Genomic DNA, 18,493 nt, shown 5'->3' with positions numbered 1-18,493 from the left:
GCAGATTCATTTATGTCATTTAATATTCGCTATAGCTGCCTTTGGATTCATCGTTATACTGGTCTTGCCATGGCCGCTTTTTTAATTATCGCTGGTATTACTGGCACGCTATTGGCATTTCATGAGGAATTGGATGATGTCTTCAATCATAAGCTGGCTCAAGTTGATGTCCAAGAAACACCGCAACTGCCTATTGCCACGCTTCATGATAGGGTCATCAGTGCATATCCTCAGCATACTTTTTCTAGTATGCCAACCTCAATAGAAGCTGATCGGGCTGCGGTGTTTTCGGTAGACAGAGTCCGAGGTAAGGCTACCCAAAACCAACCAAAAGCACTGTTTCAAGAAGTTTATGTTCACCCCTATACAGGCGATATCATCGGTACTCGTGATAGGGATGAGTGGGCATGGCGCAATACTATGTGGAAAGTGTTTTGGCTACATCGTGACTTGTTGCTTGATGATATTGGCAAGTTGATATTGGGTATTGTCTCGCTCGTTTGGACGATTAATTGCTTTATTGGCTTTTATTTGACCTTTCCTAGAGCTGCTAAAAAGAAAAAGACGCAGAAAAAACAATCCGCTAAAAAACGTGCGTCATTTCTAAAGCGTTGGTTGCCAGCATGGAAAATTCGTACCAAGAGTAACCTGTTTAAACTCAATTATGATTTGCATCATGCCTTTGGATTATGGCTTTGGGGTATTTTATTTGTCATCGCTTGGTCGAGTGTCGGTTTTAATTTACAGCAAGTCTATCGACCCGTGATGCAGGCAGTCGTTGGGCTAGAAGGACGAGGCGAAAGACAAGAGAGGTCAAAAAAACTACCTGAAAAAATGAGAAAGGCACCTAGTGTCGAAGCTGGCACTGAAGCCACTGATATTAGTGCTCTGGATACTGTTGATGTGGTCAATAAAACCAACAGCATTGCTTATTTAAGCGAGCAGGCAGACATCGCTGCTCAACGTCAGGGCATGAGCGTACAGCAGTTATTGGGTATACGTTGGATTGCGGATGACAGTCAATGGCAACTACGCTTTAAGACGAATAAAGATATTGGCAAAAAAGGCGGTGCATCATCTATCACGGTCAGTGCAAAGACAGGTAGCGTTGAGCGCATGAACTTTGGTTATCAAAACTCATCATTTGGTGGTAAAACTAATCATTGGTTATTGACCTTACACATGGGGCACATTAGCCATGGTATCGGTCATTTGCTGTATCAAATATTTTTAGCAGTGGTAGGTTTGGCTGTGACAGTGTTGTCCATTACGGGCGTTTATCTCTGGTGGAAAGGTCGACAACAACGACTGAAAGCGTCGCAAAAGCTCAGATAGGTATTAAGACATAAGATATTAAGACATAAAATCAATACGCTTAATATAGTGCTGGTACGAAGGCAATGGCATTCGTACTGGCAATATATTGAGTTTTTTATTACGTATAATACAAGACACTAAACCGTATCAACAATCACTGGACGGCCTTGATGATTTAGCACAGTCACATCGACGTTGTACAACTCTTTCATCGTTTCTTGCGTGATGACATCGACAGGCTGACCAACCGCCATCACTTGGCCTTCTTTCATGGTGACTACGGTGTCAGCGAATTGTGTGGCTTGATTGATATCATGTAGGACTATTACCACGGTCTTTTGCTGACTGTGGCTAAGCTCACGTAGCTCACGCATGAGGCGTCCCGAATGATACATATCCAAGTTATTTAATGGCTCATCGAGTAATAGATAGGGCGTATCTTGACAGACAATCATGGCAATAAGCACGCGCTGACGTTGTCCACCTGACAGCGTCGACAAGAAGCGCTCGGCAAGTGGCTCAAGCTCAAAGCGCTCAAGGATTTCTTGCACTTTTTGCTGATCATCTGCGGTGGGTTGTCCTTGATGATAAGGGTAACGCCCAAACATCAGCAGCTCATGTACACGCAGGCGTCCTTGTACATGGTTGTCTTGTCCGAGCATAGCGACAGTTTTGGCAAGTGTCCGTGCCTGACAGCTGACAATATCATGTTCACCGAAGCTCACTTGACCAGATTGTAGCGGCTGCAAGCGGGCCATGACAGAAAACAACGTAGACTTTCCAGCGCCATTAGGGCCAATCAGAGCAATCACCTGTGCTGTTGGTAGGGACAATGTAATGTCATGCAAGATCTGTTGTTTACCGATATGGTGAGAGATATTATTCAGTTTAATCATAATCGTCTTATTTTAAAAAATCTTAGGGTTTTCTTGATGAACCGTATTGGCTAAATGAATAGTGTCAGCTAAATAGTCATAAAGAACGACGTTGAGACATAAATATCAATGCCAAAAACATCAATCCGCCCGCTAGCTCTATCACTACGGATAGTACGCCTGCCATGTCTAGCACTTGCTCAAAGATAGTCTGACCCAGCACCAAGCAAATCATAGCGACCAAACTGACCAATATCAGCCGCTCACTGTGGTACATGTGACGAGCAATACGATTGGTCAATGCACATACCAATAGACCAAAGAACGTCACAGGGCCAACTAATGCCGTGGCTGTGGCAACCAGTACAGCAATGACAGTTAACAAACCAAATGCTAGGCGTTGATAGTTGATACCGAGGTTTACGGCTTGGGATTTACCAAGCATCAATACATCGCACTGGTAACGCCAGCGCCATACGAATATCGCCGTAATAGTACAGATAAATAGACTGATACCCAGTAACTGAGGGTTGACCGTATTGAACTGAGCATAACTGGCAGACTGCACGACCACAAAATCGTCAGGATTAATCAGCCGTGCAATGAGTGCTGATAAACTGCGAAACAACACGCCAAAGATCACACCCACCAATATCAAGCGCGTTAAATCCTGACTACTCTTAGAAAATAGTAGCTTAAACAATAATAAAGATGCCCCAAACATTAGGACAATCTCTAGTGTGAATTTGGCAATAGGATCGAGACTGGTAAAGCTAATCGCACCTAAAAAGAAAACCAGCAAGCTTTGCAACAGAACATAGAGCGAATCAAATCCAAGTAGGGAAGGCGTTAGAATGGGGTTATGGGTCAATGTCTGGAACAGTAACGTCGATACGCCAATCGCATAGCCAACCACCATTAATGCCAGTAGTTTTTTGCCGCGTAGTGGCAGCGCAAAATCCCAGTAGCCGTTGACATTGAGGGTCAGAAATAAAGTCATCGATATGAGTAGAATGATAGCCGCTATAGATTTTGGATGTGCAGCTATAAATGCCCAAAATTTTGCTAACTGATTTTGGGCAGCGGCTGAATACTGACCGTCTGTCGAAGATGAGTTGTCTATCGCTGTGCTGGTTTTGGTAGCACCAATCTTTGTAGAAGTAAGCTTAGTTGATGAGAACATATAAAACCCCTATGGTGCCAAGCTTAGCTAATAAAGCAAAAATAAACGACGGTAAATGAGCGCTGAAAGTGAATACAGAGTTAGTAAACATAATGCTACTGTTCAGCTGGAGCACGCAATAACAGCCATAAAAACAGTACCGTACCAACCACACCGAATACAGTGGCGACTGGCACTTCAAATGGATAACGAATAGAACGCCCGATAATATCGCACAGCAATACAGCTGAAGCACCAAGCAGGGCAACGGCTGGCAAACTGCGACGCAGCTTATCTCCCATGAGTCGGCTCACAATGTTTGGCACGACCAGCCCAATAAAAGGAATCATACCGACAGTCACAACGACGACAGCACTCATCATGGCGACCATACCGACGCCAATCCAAGTAACCTGACGCTTACTAATACCTAGATTCAATGCGATATTGTCACCCAAGCCGACGATGGTCAGCTTGTCAGCAATGATATAAGCCAACACGCACAGTCCGCCCGTAAGCCACAGAAGCTCATAACGTCCTGCTAGTACACCTGAAAAGTCACCAAACTGCCATACACTTAGCATCTGTAGTGATTCAGTTTGATAGGCGATAAAGGTGGTGAATGCTTCAATGATACCGCCAAAGACGATACCAATCAGCGGAATCATTAAAAAATCAGTGGGCGGAATACGGTGAATTAATAGCATAAATAGCATCATGCCAAAGACAGCAGCGATGGTCGCCACGCCCATTTTGACGATGAGGGCGCTGGCAGGAAACAGTAAACTGACTACCAGTAAACCAAGTGCAGCACTTTGCGTCGCACCAACCATGGAGGGTTCTACAAAGCGGTTTTTTAGCACCACCTGAATAATCATCCCAGCCACCGCCATCGAAATGCCAGTTAAAATAATCGCGATGGTGCGCGGTATGCGGCTAACCAATAGTAATGAGCTATCGGAGTTGGCACTCTGAGTCAGAAGGCTCTGTAAAATACCTGACCATGAGAAGTCAGCCACACCAATAGATACGCTCAATAACACTAAAAGCCCCATGAGAATGAGGCTTGCTGTATTGATGAACCATGGTGGTATGACGGTACGTCGATATTTATGGTCTAGAGACTTGCTGGGATTGATCCCAGCATGAGCACGGTGTGAAAATAACGACATAATCTCTACTGACTTAAAAATGAACAGTGTTAACGGTAATAATACTTACTGGTGCAACAATCATTTGCATAGAAAACAACGTTATTTAGCACTAGCAAAAGCATCTTTGATCGTCGTTAGGTCCTGCATCCATTGATAGTAGCCACCAAATGCTAAGTACGAGTCTGGACTCAAATAAACCACTTGCTGTTTGCTCCATGCGTTGGTTTGGGCAACCAATGGGTTGTCTAATACGGCCTTGGCACCAATACCGTCTTCACCAATCGCGGCACTACGGTCGACAACAAATAACCAATCTGGATTGGCTTTTTGAATGTATTCAAACGATATCGGCTGACCGTGAGGTGCATCGGTAACTTGGTCATCTGACATTGGTACACCTAACACAGTATGGATAAAACCATAGCGAGACTTTTCTCCATAGGTTGACATTTTGTTGCCATTGACCATGACTACTAGGCCAGTCCCTTTATTTTCTTCTGTCAGACTCTTGGTCTCAGCGATGAGTCCATCGATGTTCTGTTGGAGCTTAGCGGCCTGATCGCTTTTACCGAATAATGCGCCTAGATCATGTAGTCGCTGCTTACTTGATTCATAAATATTGGCTGTATCAATACTCATGTCTAATGTCGGTGCGATGCTTGATAGCTCGTCGTATTTTTCTGCCATGCGTGAACCGACCAAGATAGCTTGCGGTTGCATCGCGTTTAGCGCTTCAAGATCTGGCTCAAATACTGTACCTACCGCTTTTGGATCAGGCTGTGTTTCTGAGTGTAGATTTTCTAGTAATAGACCGCCAGGTGCACCATCAACTGCCACATCTAATGCAGCTAAATTTTGCATCAACGTCATATCGTAAACGACAAGTGGTGATGGGTTCATGGCAAGATCAATATCACCTTTTACGGTGTTTACCGTAATTTTCTCAGCAGATACATTATCGTTATTAGCAACGTTCAGTGACTCATCAGCCGTTGGGTTCTCAGTTTTTGCGTCTGCTGGCTCAGAATCATTGGTTTCAGTCGAGCTACATCCTGCCACAACAGTAGCTAACAATGCTGTCATAGCAACAGTCAGTAGTGGACGTTTGAAAAAAGATGCGGTAGATCTGCTAGATAATAAGGTAGTAGGCATAATGAACTCGGTCTATCAAAAAATGTTTAAGCAATCGTCTAAAATAACTGCAAATGAATGACATTAAAAATATTAAGTCTAAAAAATGCTTGAGATAAAAAGTACAAAATAAATAATCTACTTGGTACCAACCAACTAAATTCCTATAAGAATCGTTTTGACTAAAATAGTATGAGTAAGCAATATAGGCGTTATACTAAAGTAATTGAGACTCATTATCAATATAAATGATAATGGTTTTTATTAACAGTACTTGTTATATTAAACTCAACGTATGATTTAACAAGAAGTAGGCCTTAATATAGTAAGGATTAGAAATAGATAATGTTCACAAAAACGATAGTTCCGATAAGTAAAACTACTAAGCAACATTACGTGTTAGAAATGTATTAAATAGAAGAAATATCCTAAATTATTATTGATAATAATTATCGTTTGCATTATTATCTACGTCATTATATCTCGAGTAATAAACATTAGGCTGTTATGAGTTCAACGGATTTAGACGCGCCACCACTTAAATCGCTATTGCTAGCCATTGTCGCAGTCGTAGGGCTCCATGTGCTTGCTGCAATTGCATTAGTGGCAATAAAAACACCTGAACTCAAACCTGAGCCAAAAAAAGAGATGTCACCGCTTGAGATAAAGTTTGTGTCGTTACCGGCCGAAACGGTCTCAACTGAAGTTGAAAAGCAAACAGTCACAGCTAAAAAAGAAGTACAGCCTGAGGTGCCAGTTCAGCCAGCGCCGCAACCTGAACCAAAGCCTAAAGAACCTGTTAGACAACCAGTAGAGACGCCAGCGAAACCTAAAGAGCCTGTGGTAAAAAATACAGAGCCGAAAGTGACGCCTGTTATAGCGTCAGAAAAGCCTCGTTCTGATACCAGTCAAAAAGTCGCTCCAAAAGATCCGCTACCGAAACAGAAAGTTGATAATTCAGCGGCTGAAGCACAGCGCAAAGCAGCTGCCCAAGCTGAATCAGAGCGACAAGCCAGAAAGGCAGAGCAAGAGGCACAGGCTAGGGCAGAGCAAGAAGCCAAAAGAGTTGCTGATGCCAAAGCTGCCGCTCAAGCGAAGGCTGCCGCAGAGGCCGCTGCACAAGCAAGAGCTGAGGCTGAGGCAGAAGCAGCAGCTGCTTTAGCACAGAGTAATGAGCCCGTGAGCTTTACTGCTAGCTCAGCTAACTGGGCATCTGCACCAAACTTTAGTTTCCCTGAGCGAGCGGCACGTAGAGCCCGTTCTGGTGACACGCTCAACGTGGTCTTAGTATTACGAGTCAACAAGCAAGGCGGTATTGATAACGTGCGAATTGCTCAGTCATCAGGTAATCCTCTATTAGACAAAGAGGCCAGACGTCAAGTACGGTCTGGTAGATTCAAACCTTTTACTAAGAACGGTGTACCCGTAGTAGGTGATGTGACCCTACCGATCAGTTACGCTGTCCCTTGATAGTTCATATTTTATAACGACGTATTTATTGATAATCTTTCATAATCAAACTAAGCATGATATTTACCTCAGCATCATGTAATGGCATTACACATTAAGGAGTCTGACATGGACTTTATGCAATATTGGCAAATCAGCGATATGGTGACAAAAACATTGTTCTTTTTGTTACTTGCGTTATCTATTCTCTCTTGGGTGACAGGTATCGTCCGCGTATTGCAAAGCCGTAAACTGGCGACCAATGTAGCAGATGATTTGAGTCAGCAGTTACAAGCCAAACAGTCTGACTTGGTCAATTCTGATGCTGCGACTCGCCGTTTGGTGACTGAACAGACCTTACTGAAGCATATCGGTCGCTATCGTTTTGCTAGTGAGCGTGGTTTACCGATTCTTGGTACGACAGCAGCGATTGCACCATTTATCGGTTTGTTTGGTACTGTATGGGGTATTTTCCATGCCTTGCACAATATCGGTATGAGTGGTCAGGCAGGATTGGGGCAGGTTGCAGGGCCAGTCGGTGAGGCACTCATTATGACAGGTCTGGGTATTGCGGTCGCGATTCCAGCTGTGGTGTTTTACAACCTTGCAGTACGTATCAATCGCCGCATAATGTATCAAGCCAATGATAGAGCGCATGATTTATTAGCGCAATCAACGGGTCTTGTGGATACTACAAAGGTAAACGCGAGCAATCCTGCTAGTGCTTCACCAGTGCACGCTGCACCAAGCAGTCGTTCAACTACGAGAGAGACTCAGCATAGCAATAGCTACAGTAATTCTGTGCCAAAGCAGCTGTAGATAGTGCTGGTTTTGCAAGCATTAAGGCTACAAGCGCTAGGTCTATAAAGACTAAAATGACAAGTCGAAAAACGGCTTGGCTGTATGAAAATAACCAAAAGCATTGAGAGTAACTATGGCATTTCAATTGGGTGATGATGACGTACGAAGCATGGATGAGATGAACCTCATTCCGCTTATCGATATCATGCTGGTATTGATGATTATATTTTTATTGACAGCGACCGTGTTGAATCCGACGGTACCTTTAGATTTGCCAGAAACTAGTGCAGCGCTCAATGAAACGCCGCCAGAAGCGATTCAGGTCAGTATTGATAAAGATGCGGGGATATTCTGGGATAGCGATCCAATTAGCATGGAAGAATTAGAGACACGCTTGCAGCAACAAGGCGCGACTGGTAAAAATCCAGCGGTCCAGTTACGTGCGGATAAAGAAGGCAAGTACGATATGGTCGCTCAAGTATTGGCGGCGGCAAGTAATGCTGGACTGACCAAAATCGCATTTGTAAATGAGTAGATAAATACTTAATAGTTTAAGCACTGTGAGTCAGTACTAGTAGCTTTGGCTATATATTAGAAAACTGGCTAGATAAATTAATAGCCCAACCAGTAAAACAACCAGCACCGCTATAATAAAAACAATTAAAATAATAAAATTATCTCCAACCTCATTAATGACTTAAACCTCAAATTAAGTCATTGGTGAGGTTTTCTTTTTTACCAGCCATAACCAAATGAACGATAGCCGTAACCGAAGCCTACATGTCTATAACCAAATGGGTAAGGCGAGCGTAAGTAATCGAGGTCGCGCTGACGGATATAATAATATCGCCCTTGAGAGTAAGCTTCTTCTAACGTCTCAATACCTTCTAATGGACAGACAGGTTGCCAGTCATAGCCCTCGCGACCGAGCTTATAAGCGTTCAGCTCAGTGCAGTAGTTTTTAAGACCTTGCTGGCGTCCTTGCTCCCATTGGATACGGTTAGGACTAGTACCGCCTATACTAGCGCAGCTATTGGTATAGTGACCGAAGTAGGCACCTGAACGTCCTTGCGAGCCATCAGCGTAGCCAACTTCTTGCCAGTTACTGTTTTGACATTGCTGCGGCGTTAGACCCTGAGTAGTGGCACAGCCTGATAATGTCAGTACTATCGCGCCAAGTAGCGATAGGCTCATGCCTGTCTTGCTAACGACTTTATACGTTAGCTTGCGAGCGTGATAAGCGCTTGATGAGTTTGACTCAATAAGATAATTCATAATAAACCTGCGCGCGTTTAAAATTATGGTTTATCATAGCACTTTTTTGAGCAGTCCATTTTTTGTCTCTGGTTTTTGTAGCGTGCTGTGTTCGGTAAGTTTATATACGCTAAATAGCTGATTTAATAGTATAAATATAGAATTTGTGATGCGCTTTAAAAGGGCTTTCTGTATCGCAATTAGACGACAACGCTTGATTTTTAACGGTTAGTGCTCATTATAAGCCTTTATATATAGTTGTTTATTATCGTGCTAACCGTAATCTGTACATACTATTTATAAATAGTGGTTCATTAGCGATATTTACCTATATCTTTTAGTATCTTTTTCATTTAGTCAAAAGGCCAGACCATCATGGGAACATTGATTGGCGTTATCATTGTACTATTCGTATTAGGGAGTATGATGGCGCTCAAACCAAACGGTATCGATCAGCGTTTGGATAAGCTGCGCATGACCGCGCGTCGTTTACAGCTCAATCCAAAGCTCGTTTCGTGCCCTGATTGGATCAAAGGCCGTGATAATGAATATGGTCGCGGTATGCTTGGACAGTACTGCCTGATATTCGAAGACACTAAATTGCCACATACTCGTTATCAAGTGATTGATGGACAGTGGCGACCAGACAGCAGTTTTGTCGATACCAGTACAGATGATAAGACGCTTACTATTCCAAGTGCAATTCGTTCTAGTCAAATTAGCAATAATCCAACGGTTAAAAAGACGGATTTTAGCTTGGATCAAGTGCCGTTAGATTTGCCAGTAAGTATCGAGCCGTTTGTTAAGGGTCTATTGACCAAGGCAAATAGCATTATTATCTATTGGGAAGATATTGCTTATGTACGTCCAGCATCTAACCCAACGTACCATCAAAAACGGATTGAAGCAGACTTATTAGTGCTCAAAGAAAACCTTGAGAAATGGGCGCTACAGATGCAAAAACAAGCATAAACCTAGTAAAGCGTTTTTTCGTCTCCATTAAAGGGCAATATGTAAGCGGTTTTTCATATTCAAATTATTTAAAGTTGACAGTTTAACACTTAGCAGTGTAACGTCTTTATAACTATATCTTTATTTTATGGTTATTATTTGTTTAATAACCTTTTCTGTCAGTAGCTATTATTACTATAAATAGCTAAACCATGGCCAAACCATGAGTATTAGCTTCCATAAATTGCTGTGCTGCTGAATTTAATCTTACTTCTAATTTACTTATATTATGGTGTCGTCAAACATGGCAAAAACCACAACTAAAAAAAGTCCAGCACCAGCTGCTGACAGCCCAAAGGGTAAGTCTTTGGTGATTGTAGAATCACCAGCCAAGGCAAAAACGATTAATAAATACCTTGGTGATGACTTTATCGTACGCTCAAGTATCGGTCACGTCCGTGATTTGCCGGTCAGTGCGAGCAAAAGCGCAAAGAAAGCAACGACCACTAAAAAAGATGACAGTCTAACCAAAGAAGAAAAGGCGCAGCAAGCACTGGTACGCCGCATGGGTATAGATCCAGAGTATGACTGGGCAGCAGTTTATGAAGTGTTGCCAAACAAAACCAAGGTCATCAAAGAGCTCAAGGCACTAGCTAAAGACGCTGATAAAATCTATCTCGCAACGGATATGGATAGAGAAGGGGAAGCGATTGCTTGGCATCTAAAAGAAGTCATCGGTGGCCCTGATAGCAAGTATCAACGTGTGGTCTTTAATGAGATTACCAAATCAGCTATTCAAAATGCGTTTAAACAGCCTTCTAAATTAGATATTGACCGCGTGAACGCGCAGCAAGCTCGTCGGTTCTTGGACCGTGTTGTTGGCTTTATGGTGTCGCCACTGTTATGGCAAAAGATTGCTCGCGGACTATCAGCAGGCCGTGTACAGTCAGTTGCCATGCGCTTGGTCGTTGAGCGTGAGCATGAGATCCGCGCGTTCATCCCAGAAGAGTACTGGCAGATTCATGCAGATACGCACGTTGCAAATAATAAGAAAGACGCTGAGCAAATCGGCATTCGCTTAGAAGCAACTAAGCAAGGTGGCAAAACACTTAAGCTTGCTAATAAAGAGCAGACCGATAAAGTATTAGAAGTTCTAAAAACCAATGACTTTATCGTTAAAGAACGCGAAGAAAAACCAACCCAATCGCGTCCAAGTGCACCATTTATTACTTCGACCTTGCAACAGGCTGCTAGTACGCGCTTAGGCTTCTCTGTTAAGAAAACCATGATTCTGGCGCAGCGTCTATACGAAGCAGGTCATATCACTTATATGCGTACTGATTCGACGTTCTTATCGGGCGATGCACTTGCTGCTGTTCGTGGTCATATCGAAGACAGCTATGGCGCAAAATATGTACCAGAAAAGCCGAATTTCTATGGCAACAAGCAAGGCGCACAAGAAGCGCATGAAGCGATTCGTCCTTCTAATGTCAACATGAAGTCAACGCAGCTCACAGGCGTTGAGCGTGATGCGATACGTCTATATGAGCTAATCTGGCGTCAGTTTGTGGCATGTCAGATGTTACCTGCCAAATATCTGTCAGTGAACCTGTTCGTAGGCGCAGATGATATCGAGCTAAAAGCCCGTGGTCGTACCATGGTGTTTGATGGATATACAAGAGTCATGCCACCAGCAAAAACTGACGATACCTTATTACCTGATGTCAAAAAAGGTGATAAGTTAAATCTCGATAAGCTAGACCCGAGTCAGCATTTTACTAAGCCAGCACCTCGCTATACTGAAGCCAGTCTAGTGAAAGAGCTTGAGAAAAAAGGCATCGGTCGCCCATCGACGTATGCCTCAATCATCTCGACCATTCAAGATCGTGGTTATGTGAAGCTTGAGAACAAGCGTCTGTTTGCTGAAAAAATGGGTGATATTGTCACTGATCGATTGACGGCTAGCTTCCCAGATTTGATGGATTATACCTTTACCGCTGCACTTGAAGATAAGCTCGATCATGTGGCAGAGGGTGATCAAGATTGGAAAGATGTACTTGATAATTTCTATGGCGAGTTCAAAACTACTCTAGAGCGTGCTAAAGAAAAAGACGGTATGCGTCCCAACGATCCGACCGATGTACCTGACGTTCATTGCGATCTTTGCGATCGTCCGATGCAGCTCCGTACGGGCTCAACAGGTGTGTTTTTAGGTTGTACGGGTTATAATTTACCGCCAAAAGAGCGCTGTAAAGGCACCAAAAACCTCATGCCAGTCGAAGCATTTGCCAATCTAGATGATGCGGAAGGTGATGATGAAGCGGCCGAAGTCAAAGATTTGATGGAGAAAAAACGCTGTCCAAAATGCGGTACAGCGATGAACGGCTATATCGTTGATGGTGGTCTCAAGCTACACATTTGCGGTAATAACCCTGACTGCGATGGTTACGTCCTAGAAGAAGGTAAGTTTGAAGTCCCAGGCTCAGATGCCCCAACTATTGACTGCAATAAGTGCGATGGACAAATGGAGCTGAAGACTGGACGTTTCGGTCCGTACTTTGCTTGTCAGAACTGTGACAACACACGCAAGGTTCTAAAAACAGGCGAAGCAGCACCGCCACGTATGGATCCAATCCATCTACCTGAGCTAAAATCGACCAAGCATGATGATTATTTCATTTTGCGTGAAGGTGCCGCTGGAATGTTCTTAGCAGCATCTAAGTTCCCCAAAGTACGTGAGACGCGCGCACCAAAGCTGGCTGAGCTAAGAGACATCAAAGATAAAATGGAAGACAAGTTCCAATATCTATTTGAAGGACCAGATGAAGATCCTGATGGTAACCTAACCATCTTGCGTTGGTCTCGCAAGAAAAAAGAGCAATATATTGGCTCTGAGAAAAATGGCAAAGCCACACGTTGGGGTGTGTACTGGCGTAAAGGTGAGTGGGTAGAAGAGTAAACCTCTTTTACCTTCGTCATAAATAGTGTTAAGCCATAAAAAAACCTCTTAGAATCTCTAAGAGGTTTTTTATATCACTAATTATATTTAGCTTCAATTATGCTTAGTTTTAAATATTATTAGCGGGCTATTACATTGTTTCGATAATACCGCAAGCGACACGGTCACCAGCATTGCCTGACGGCTGGCTGGTATAATCATCCGTACCACCATGTACGATAAATGCTAAACGGTTTACGCTATATTTACCTGCTTCAGTTGCTGCAATTTTCTTATTCACGTAATTGACCGTAGCAACGCCATTTTCATTGGCAGTTAAGTTTGGCAAATCACCTGCATGACCATTCATATCGTCTGGATTAGAGTGTGGCTTGCCGTCTGGATTAAAGTGCCCACCTGCTGCTTTACCCATATCAGCACAGCTTCCTGTTTCATGGATATGTAGTGCCACCGTTTGCCCTGGCTGTAGATTCATCAGCTTACCGTAAACTTGAACACCCTCATCAACTGGACGTAAGAACACTTGACCAACTTCTTTTTTCTTGCCATCTACTGTATGAATGGTTGATTTCAGTGTTGGCTGTGCTAAAGGATTGCCCGTTTGCATTTGGCTTTCTACTGTTTGACAACCAGTCACCGCTAAAGCTGAACCGCATAATAGAGTACTTGCAAGTAATGTCTTATTCATTATTATCTCCAATTGTTTTAGTCGTTACTTTTAATTTTCGTTATATATACGAATATCTATCGTTATTTTTCTACAAAAATAGGCGTCAATATTCGTTAACATCGGAGTCAGTATAGCCAAGCTAACGCTATAGTTATTCATCAAATGCGCAACAATCAGTTAATAAATGTAAATAACGTATGGGTTTGCAAAACAAGATAGCATAAGTACTTCTTGACATTAAACGGCTTTAGATTTGTGAGAAATCTACTTAGAAAGGTGTAAATTACTAGTAGTAAATAATAGATAGGCATAAAGAAGCCGCCCATCATTGTGATAAGCGGCTTCTTAATCTATAGGATAAGTCTAATAGAAGTTCAATTAATTGTGCAGTGCTTTACCAGAGGTCTTATCAACCGTCACTTTGGCAGGTTTGATTGGTGTAGGCATATTGACCAAAGCTACCTTTAAAATCTCTTCAATCGTAGCAACTGGCTGAATGGTTAAGCCTTCTTTTACGTTATCAGGGATATCAGCTAGATCACGCTCATTGGTCGCTGGGATCAAGACGTGCTTGATACCGCCGCGATGCGCCGCAAGCAGCTTCTCTTTGAGGCCACCAATACGTAGGATTTTACCGCGCAAGGTAATCTCACCTGTCATCGCAATATCTGGACGGATTGCGATACCAGTTAGAGCAGAGACCAATGCTGTCGTCAGTGCACCACCAGCAGATGGGCCGTCTTTTGGCGTGGCACCTTCTGGCATATGTACATGGACGTCGGTTGTTTTAAACGTCTCGTAGTCGATACCCAAGCTATCACCGCGAGCACGAACCACACTCATAGCTGCGCGAATAGACTCTTTCATCACATCGCCTAGTGAACCAGTAAAGCTAAGCTCACCTTTACCTTTCATGCCGACCGCTTCGATGGTCAATAGCTCACCACCGACTTGTGTCCACGCAAGGCCAGTAATACGGCCAATTTCAGGCTCTTCTTCAGCCAGACCGTAGTCATACTGATGTACACCTAGATAGTCATCGATATTCTTGTCATCGACTGTCACTAGCTGACGTTCTGCTTTTTTCGGAGCACGAGCACCATGAGTTTCAACTGAACCGCGAACCACTTTACGGCAGATCTTGTTCACTTCACGCTCAAGGTTACGCACACCTGCTTCACGAGTATAGCTACGGACGATACTGTGCAATGCCGCTTCAACAATCTCAATCTCGCCTTCTTTGAGACCATTTTGCTTGATGGCTTTTGGCACTAGGTATTTTTGTGCGATATTGACTTTTTCTTCTTCAGTATAACCCGGCAAGCGAATGACTTCCATACGGTCAAGCAGCGCAGGTGGAATATCCATGCTATTGGCAGTACAGATGAACATCACTTGTGATAAGTCTAAGTCCATATCTAAATAATGGTCGTTAAACGTATCGTTCTGTGATGGATCCAATACTTCCAGCAACGCTGATGCTGGATCACCGCGGAAGTCTTGTGCCATCTTATCGATTTCATCTAATAAGAACAGCGGGTTTTTGACTTCTACTTTGGCAAGTGACTGAACGATTTTACCCGGCATCGCACCGATATACGTACGGCGATGACCACGAATCTCTGCTTCATCACGTACGCCACCAAGCGCCATACGCACAAATTTACGACCAGTGGCACGGGCAATCGACTCACCCAATGAGGTTTTACCGACACCTGGAGGACCGACGAGACATAGAATCGGACCACGAAGTTTTTTCACGCGTGATTGTACGGCGAGGTACTCTAAGATGCGGTCTTTCACATCTTGTAAACCATAATGATCTTCGTCTAATACAGTTTTGGCTTTGTCTAAATTGATAGATACTTTGGTCGTCGCATTCCACGGCGTGTCCAAAATCCACTCAATATAGTTGCGTACCACTGACGATTCACTTGACGCAGGTGGCATCATTTTGAGCTTTTTGAATTCTTGCTCCGCTTTTTTACGTACATCGTCTGGTAGGTCAGCATCTTCTAAACGCTGCTCTAGCTCCGCCACATCATCTTCACCATCGAACGCGCCGTCATTCATATCTGACAGCTCATTCTTGATAGCTTTCATTTTTTCATTTAAGAAATATTCGCGCTGATTGTCTTCCATTTGCTGACGGACAGCATCTTGGATATCTTGTTCGATGTTTTGCTCAGCACTTTGCTTTACTAGATACTCAGTCAAAGTATTGATATGTGTTTTGATATCGTCTTCTTCTAAGAAAGACTGTTTGATATCGAGGTCCATCGACACACGAGTTGAGATGAAATAAACCAACTCAAGTAAGTCATCAATACGTTTGGCAACACGGGTTAGCTCACGTGCATTGCGAAGTCGTGCATCCGCATAGCTTTCAAATAATGTAGTTAACGCTTGAATGGTGTTTTTCTGTTGGCTCTCATCCATGCTGACATCGAGGTCAGCACGCTCAAATCTTGCCATCAGTAAGTCGTCATGGCCTTCTATATTATCGACACGAGCGCGGTATTGACCTTCAATCAATACTTTAATGCAGTTCTCATCGCTGTCATGTGGCATAGTGCTGACGATGCGGCACACTGTACCGTACTGATACAAGTTGCCTTGATCAATATCTTCGGTTAGTGAGTCTTTTTGTGCGACTACCAGTACTTTGTTGCCGTACTCAGCCTGTGCCAGCTCTACTGCTTTTACCGATGGCGCGCGTCCCACAAACAATGCAATCTGCATGTGCGGATAAACGACGACGTCGCGTAATGCCAGCAGTGGTAGATAGCTTTCATCTTCATTGTCTTTGACAGCGTCAGACGAGGCATTTAACTCATCTGTAGATGAGCTTTCTGTCTCATTGTTCACGTCAGTGTCAGTATTTGCGTCAGGCGTTGTGTCAGTATTAAGGGCAGATGATACATCGATGTCGATGTTGTCTTTATCAATATTATGTTCACTCATATATTTTTCCTCGTTCCCCAGACTTGTAAAGTCAAGTTCGTGGTTCATTGTTAGATAAATGGTGCTCACGAAAAAAATTGCAAGGCTTTTTAAACAAGTCACGTGCTTATCTTTGTTAAATGACTATATCTGTATAAGTATTACGTCCGATACTGCTACCTGTTTTATGCAAAAGGTCATAAGTGATAAGTCATAAGTGAAAGTTAGGTTCCATCAAGCATTTGTATATAAATCTCTCTTATATTTAGCGGGTTCTACACATAGGTTTTATAGGCAAAATAAGGTAAAATATCGCGCGTCTTAAACGGTGAGTTTTTGAGACAAAGCGTTTTTAAGACGATGGCGATATCTATAAATCATGAGATATTAATAAGATTACAGTAGACCAAAGTAAATAGAATACGAGGCACACATGACAATCAATGCAGTATTACTGGCGGTAGTGATCATGCTAGGGCTGTCACTGGCGCGAGTACACGTGGTGCTTAGCTTATTAATAGGGGCAATCGCAGGTGGCTTAATCGCGGGTCTTGGCATCACTGAGACGCTAGAAGCCTTTCAGTCAGGTATTCGTAATGGAGCAGAAATTGCACTGTCGTATGCATTACTAGGTGCGTTTGCGGTCGCGATTGCGCACTCGGGCTTGCCGCAATCACTGGCAGGATCGGTCATCAAGCGTATCGATGCTGGCGGCACTGGTGGCATGATTAAGTACATGCTATTTGCAGGCTTGATTGTGATGAGCTGCTTTAGCCAAAACTTAATTCCTATTCATATCGCCTTTATCCCGTTGCTAGTGCCACCGTTGCTACTAGCATTTAATCGTATGAAAATTGATAGACGCCTCATTGCTTGTTTAATTACCTTTGGGTTGGTCACCACTTATATGTTTATTCCTTATGGATTTGGTGATATCTACCTTAATCAAATCATGCTAAAGAACGTGGGTGAAGCGGGTATTGATGTGAGCAATATCTCCGTCACTAAGGCAATGGCAATTCCAGCATTGGGTATGTTTGTTGGCTTGTTGACGGCTATGTTTATCAGTTATCGTAAGCCACGTGAGTATCAACAAGTTGCCGTTGATAAAGAGGCGCATGATGCAGCTTTAGAGGGTGATGCTTTAAGTAAAACAGCTGCTGATGCAAAGTCTCAAAGCACGCTTAAGACACTGGTTGCCTTAGCTGCTATTGTTACGGCCTTCGTCGTGCAGTTATATACGGATTCGTTATTGCTAGGTTCAATGTTTGGCTTTGGCGTATTTATGGCCACTGGTGTCGTTAAATGGCGTGAGGCCGATTCAGTCTTTAATGACGGTATTAAGCTGATGGCGATGATTGGCTTTATTATGATTACGGCACAAGGGTTTGCTGAAGTCATGAAAGCGACTGATCAGATTCAGCCATTGGTCGATGGTGCGGCATCATTGTTTGCTGGCAATAAAGCGATTGCTGCGTTTATTATGCTACTAGTTGGCCTAATTGTGACTATGGGTATTGGCTCGTCATTCTCGACGATTCCTATTTTGGCTGCGATTTATGTACCGCTGTGTATCTCATTAGGATTTTCGCCATTGGCAACAGTTGCGATTATCGGTACGGCTGGTGCTTTGGGTGATGCTGGTTCGCCTGCGTCAGACTCGACATTAGGGCCGACCTCTGGTTTAAACATCGATGGGCAGCATGACCATATTAAAGACAGTGTGGTACCGACATTTTTGCATTACAACATTCCGCTACTGGCCTTTGGTTGGATTGCGTCAATGGTGTTGTGATTGGTAGCGTATATGCATAGCGAGTTGATCGA

At 43.4% G+C, this 18,493-nt stretch carries 14 protein-coding genes; 7 read left to right on the top strand and 7 right to left on the bottom strand.

Features of this window, described 5'->3' with window-relative positions; all coding sequences use genetic code 11:
* The first annotated feature begins 12 nt into the window (after nucleotides 1-12).
* Nucleotides 13-1,335, top strand: coding sequence for a PepSY-associated TM helix domain-containing protein (locus tag ACT3QQ_RS03335; protein WP_444526905.1), 1,323 nt, complete (start codon nucleotides 13-15; stop codon nucleotides 1,333-1,335).
* A gap of 119 nt (nucleotides 1,336-1,454) precedes the next feature.
* Here ACT3QQ_RS03335 and ACT3QQ_RS03330 read toward each other — a convergent pair whose 3' ends face one another.
* From ACT3QQ_RS03330 to ACT3QQ_RS03315, 4 genes are all read right to left on the bottom strand, one after another.
* Nucleotides 1,455-2,213, bottom strand: coding sequence for an iron ABC transporter ATP-binding protein (locus ACT3QQ_RS03330; protein WP_444526904.1), 759 nt, complete (start codon nucleotides 2,211-2,213; stop codon nucleotides 1,455-1,457).
* Between the two features lie 76 nt (nucleotides 2,214-2,289).
* A complete protein-coding gene (locus ACT3QQ_RS03325) occupies nucleotides 2,290-3,375 on the bottom strand; it encodes an iron chelate uptake ABC transporter family permease subunit (RefSeq protein WP_444526903.1) in 1,086 nt (361 codons plus the stop codon).
* Between the two features lie 95 nt (nucleotides 3,376-3,470).
* Nucleotides 3,471-4,526, bottom strand: coding sequence for an ABC transporter permease (locus ACT3QQ_RS03320; RefSeq protein ID WP_444526902.1), 1,056 nt, complete (start codon nucleotides 4,524-4,526; stop codon nucleotides 3,471-3,473).
* Nucleotides 4,527-4,607: 81 nt separating this feature from the next.
* Complete coding sequence (locus ACT3QQ_RS03315) at nucleotides 4,608-5,660, bottom strand: siderophore ABC transporter substrate-binding protein (RefSeq protein ID WP_444526901.1); 1,053 nt, start codon at nucleotides 5,658-5,660, stop codon at nucleotides 4,608-4,610.
* A 486-nt stretch (nucleotides 5,661-6,146) separates the two neighbouring features.
* Here ACT3QQ_RS03315 and ACT3QQ_RS03310 point away from each other — a divergent pair, with 486 nt between their 5' ends.
* The 3 genes from ACT3QQ_RS03310 to ACT3QQ_RS03300 all read left to right on the top strand — a co-directional run bounded on the left by ACT3QQ_RS03310 (nucleotide 6,147) and on the right by ACT3QQ_RS03300 (nucleotide 8,424).
* Nucleotides 6,147-7,109 (top strand): energy transducer TonB, encoded by a 963-nt coding sequence (locus tag ACT3QQ_RS03310; RefSeq protein ID WP_444526900.1) that lies wholly within the window; start codon nucleotides 6,147-6,149, stop codon nucleotides 7,107-7,109.
* A 108-nt stretch (nucleotides 7,110-7,217) separates the two neighbouring features.
* On the top strand, nucleotides 7,218-7,907 hold the full coding sequence (locus tag ACT3QQ_RS03305; protein ID WP_444526899.1) for a MotA/TolQ/ExbB proton channel family protein: 690 nt from the start codon (nucleotides 7,218-7,220) through the stop codon (nucleotides 7,905-7,907).
* 115 nt (nucleotides 7,908-8,022) lie between these two features.
* Complete coding sequence (locus ACT3QQ_RS03300) at nucleotides 8,023-8,424, top strand: ExbD/TolR family protein (RefSeq protein WP_444526898.1); 402 nt, start codon at nucleotides 8,023-8,025, stop codon at nucleotides 8,422-8,424.
* Between the two features lie 200 nt (nucleotides 8,425-8,624).
* Here the strand turns inward: ACT3QQ_RS03300 and ACT3QQ_RS03295 are convergent, their stop codons facing one another.
* On the bottom strand, nucleotides 8,625-9,164 hold the full coding sequence (locus ACT3QQ_RS03295; RefSeq protein ID WP_444526897.1) for a DUF2799 domain-containing protein: 540 nt from the start codon (nucleotides 9,162-9,164) through the stop codon (nucleotides 8,625-8,627).
* 354 nt (nucleotides 9,165-9,518) lie between these two features.
* Between ACT3QQ_RS03295 and ACT3QQ_RS03290 the strand changes: the two genes are divergently transcribed.
* Both ACT3QQ_RS03290 and topA read left to right on the top strand, forming a co-directional pair.
* Nucleotides 9,519-10,115: a hypothetical protein gene (locus tag ACT3QQ_RS03290; protein WP_165598520.1), complete on the top strand. Its 597-nt coding sequence runs from the start codon at nucleotides 9,519-9,521 to the stop codon at nucleotides 10,113-10,115.
* Nucleotides 10,116-10,398: 283 nt separating this feature from the next.
* Nucleotides 10,399-13,053, top strand: a complete 2,655-nt coding sequence (gene topA, locus ACT3QQ_RS03285) for a type I DNA topoisomerase (protein ID WP_444526896.1) — start codon at nucleotides 10,399-10,401, stop codon at nucleotides 13,051-13,053.
* Between the two features lie 130 nt (nucleotides 13,054-13,183).
* On the opposite strand, the gene ACT3QQ_RS03280 is transcribed toward topA, so the two are convergent.
* Nucleotides 13,184-13,741: a superoxide dismutase family protein gene (locus ACT3QQ_RS03280; RefSeq protein ID WP_444526895.1), complete on the bottom strand. Its 558-nt coding sequence runs from the start codon at nucleotides 13,739-13,741 to the stop codon at nucleotides 13,184-13,186.
* Nucleotides 13,742-14,101: 360 nt separating this feature from the next.
* Nucleotides 14,102-16,687, bottom strand: a complete 2,586-nt coding sequence (gene lon / locus ACT3QQ_RS03275; RefSeq protein ID WP_444526894.1) for an endopeptidase La — start codon at nucleotides 16,685-16,687, stop codon at nucleotides 14,102-14,104.
* A gap of 412 nt (nucleotides 16,688-17,099) precedes the next feature.
* On the opposite strand from lon, the gene ACT3QQ_RS03270 reads away from it, so the two are divergent.
* Nucleotides 17,100-18,461, top strand: a complete 1,362-nt coding sequence (locus tag ACT3QQ_RS03270; protein ID WP_444521481.1) for a Na+/H+ antiporter family protein — start codon at nucleotides 17,100-17,102, stop codon at nucleotides 18,459-18,461.
* The last annotated feature ends 32 nt before the right edge of the window (nucleotides 18,462-18,493 follow it).

The organism is Psychrobacter sp. AOP7-A1-24, assembly GCF_052376235.1.
In the GTDB taxonomy this organism is placed as follows: domain Bacteria; phylum Pseudomonadota; class Gammaproteobacteria; order Pseudomonadales; family Moraxellaceae; genus Psychrobacter.
Note: the sequence above shows the minus strand (reverse complement) of the source record. Positions and strands in the feature narration are given on the sequence as shown.

Coding starts and splice junctions, on each gene's coding strand:
- lon (WP_444526894.1), bottom strand. CDS start 16,687: ATGAGTGAACATAATATTGATAAAGACAACATCGACATCGATGTATCA.
- ACT3QQ_RS03270 (WP_444521481.1), top strand. CDS start 17,100: ATGACAATCAATGCAGTATTACTGGCGGTAGTGATCATGCTAGGGCTG.
- topA (WP_444526896.1), top strand. CDS start 10,399: ATGGCAAAAACCACAACTAAAAAAAGTCCAGCACCAGCTGCTGACAGC.
- ACT3QQ_RS03310 (WP_444526900.1), top strand. CDS start 6,147: ATGAGTTCAACGGATTTAGACGCGCCACCACTTAAATCGCTATTGCTA.
- ACT3QQ_RS03280 (WP_444526895.1), bottom strand. CDS start 13,741: ATGAATAAGACATTACTTGCAAGTACTCTATTATGCGGTTCAGCTTTA.
- ACT3QQ_RS03335 (WP_444526905.1), top strand. CDS start 13: ATGTCATTTAATATTCGCTATAGCTGCCTTTGGATTCATCGTTATACT.
- ACT3QQ_RS03330 (WP_444526904.1), bottom strand. CDS start 2,213: ATGATTAAACTGAATAATATCTCTCACCATATCGGTAAACAACAGATC.
- ACT3QQ_RS03300 (WP_444526898.1), top strand. CDS start 8,023: ATGGCATTTCAATTGGGTGATGATGACGTACGAAGCATGGATGAGATG.
- ACT3QQ_RS03315 (WP_444526901.1), bottom strand. CDS start 5,660: ATGCCTACTACCTTATTATCTAGCAGATCTACCGCATCTTTTTTCAAA.
- ACT3QQ_RS03320 (WP_444526902.1), bottom strand. CDS start 4,526: ATGTCGTTATTTTCACACCGTGCTCATGCTGGGATCAATCCCAGCAAG.
- ACT3QQ_RS03325 (WP_444526903.1), bottom strand. CDS start 3,375: ATGTTCTCATCAACTAAGCTTACTTCTACAAAGATTGGTGCTACCAAA.
- ACT3QQ_RS03295 (WP_444526897.1), bottom strand. CDS start 9,164: ATGAATTATCTTATTGAGTCAAACTCATCAAGCGCTTATCACGCTCGC.
- ACT3QQ_RS03305 (WP_444526899.1), top strand. CDS start 7,218: ATGGACTTTATGCAATATTGGCAAATCAGCGATATGGTGACAAAAACA.
- ACT3QQ_RS03290 (WP_165598520.1), top strand. CDS start 9,519: ATGGGAACATTGATTGGCGTTATCATTGTACTATTCGTATTAGGGAGT.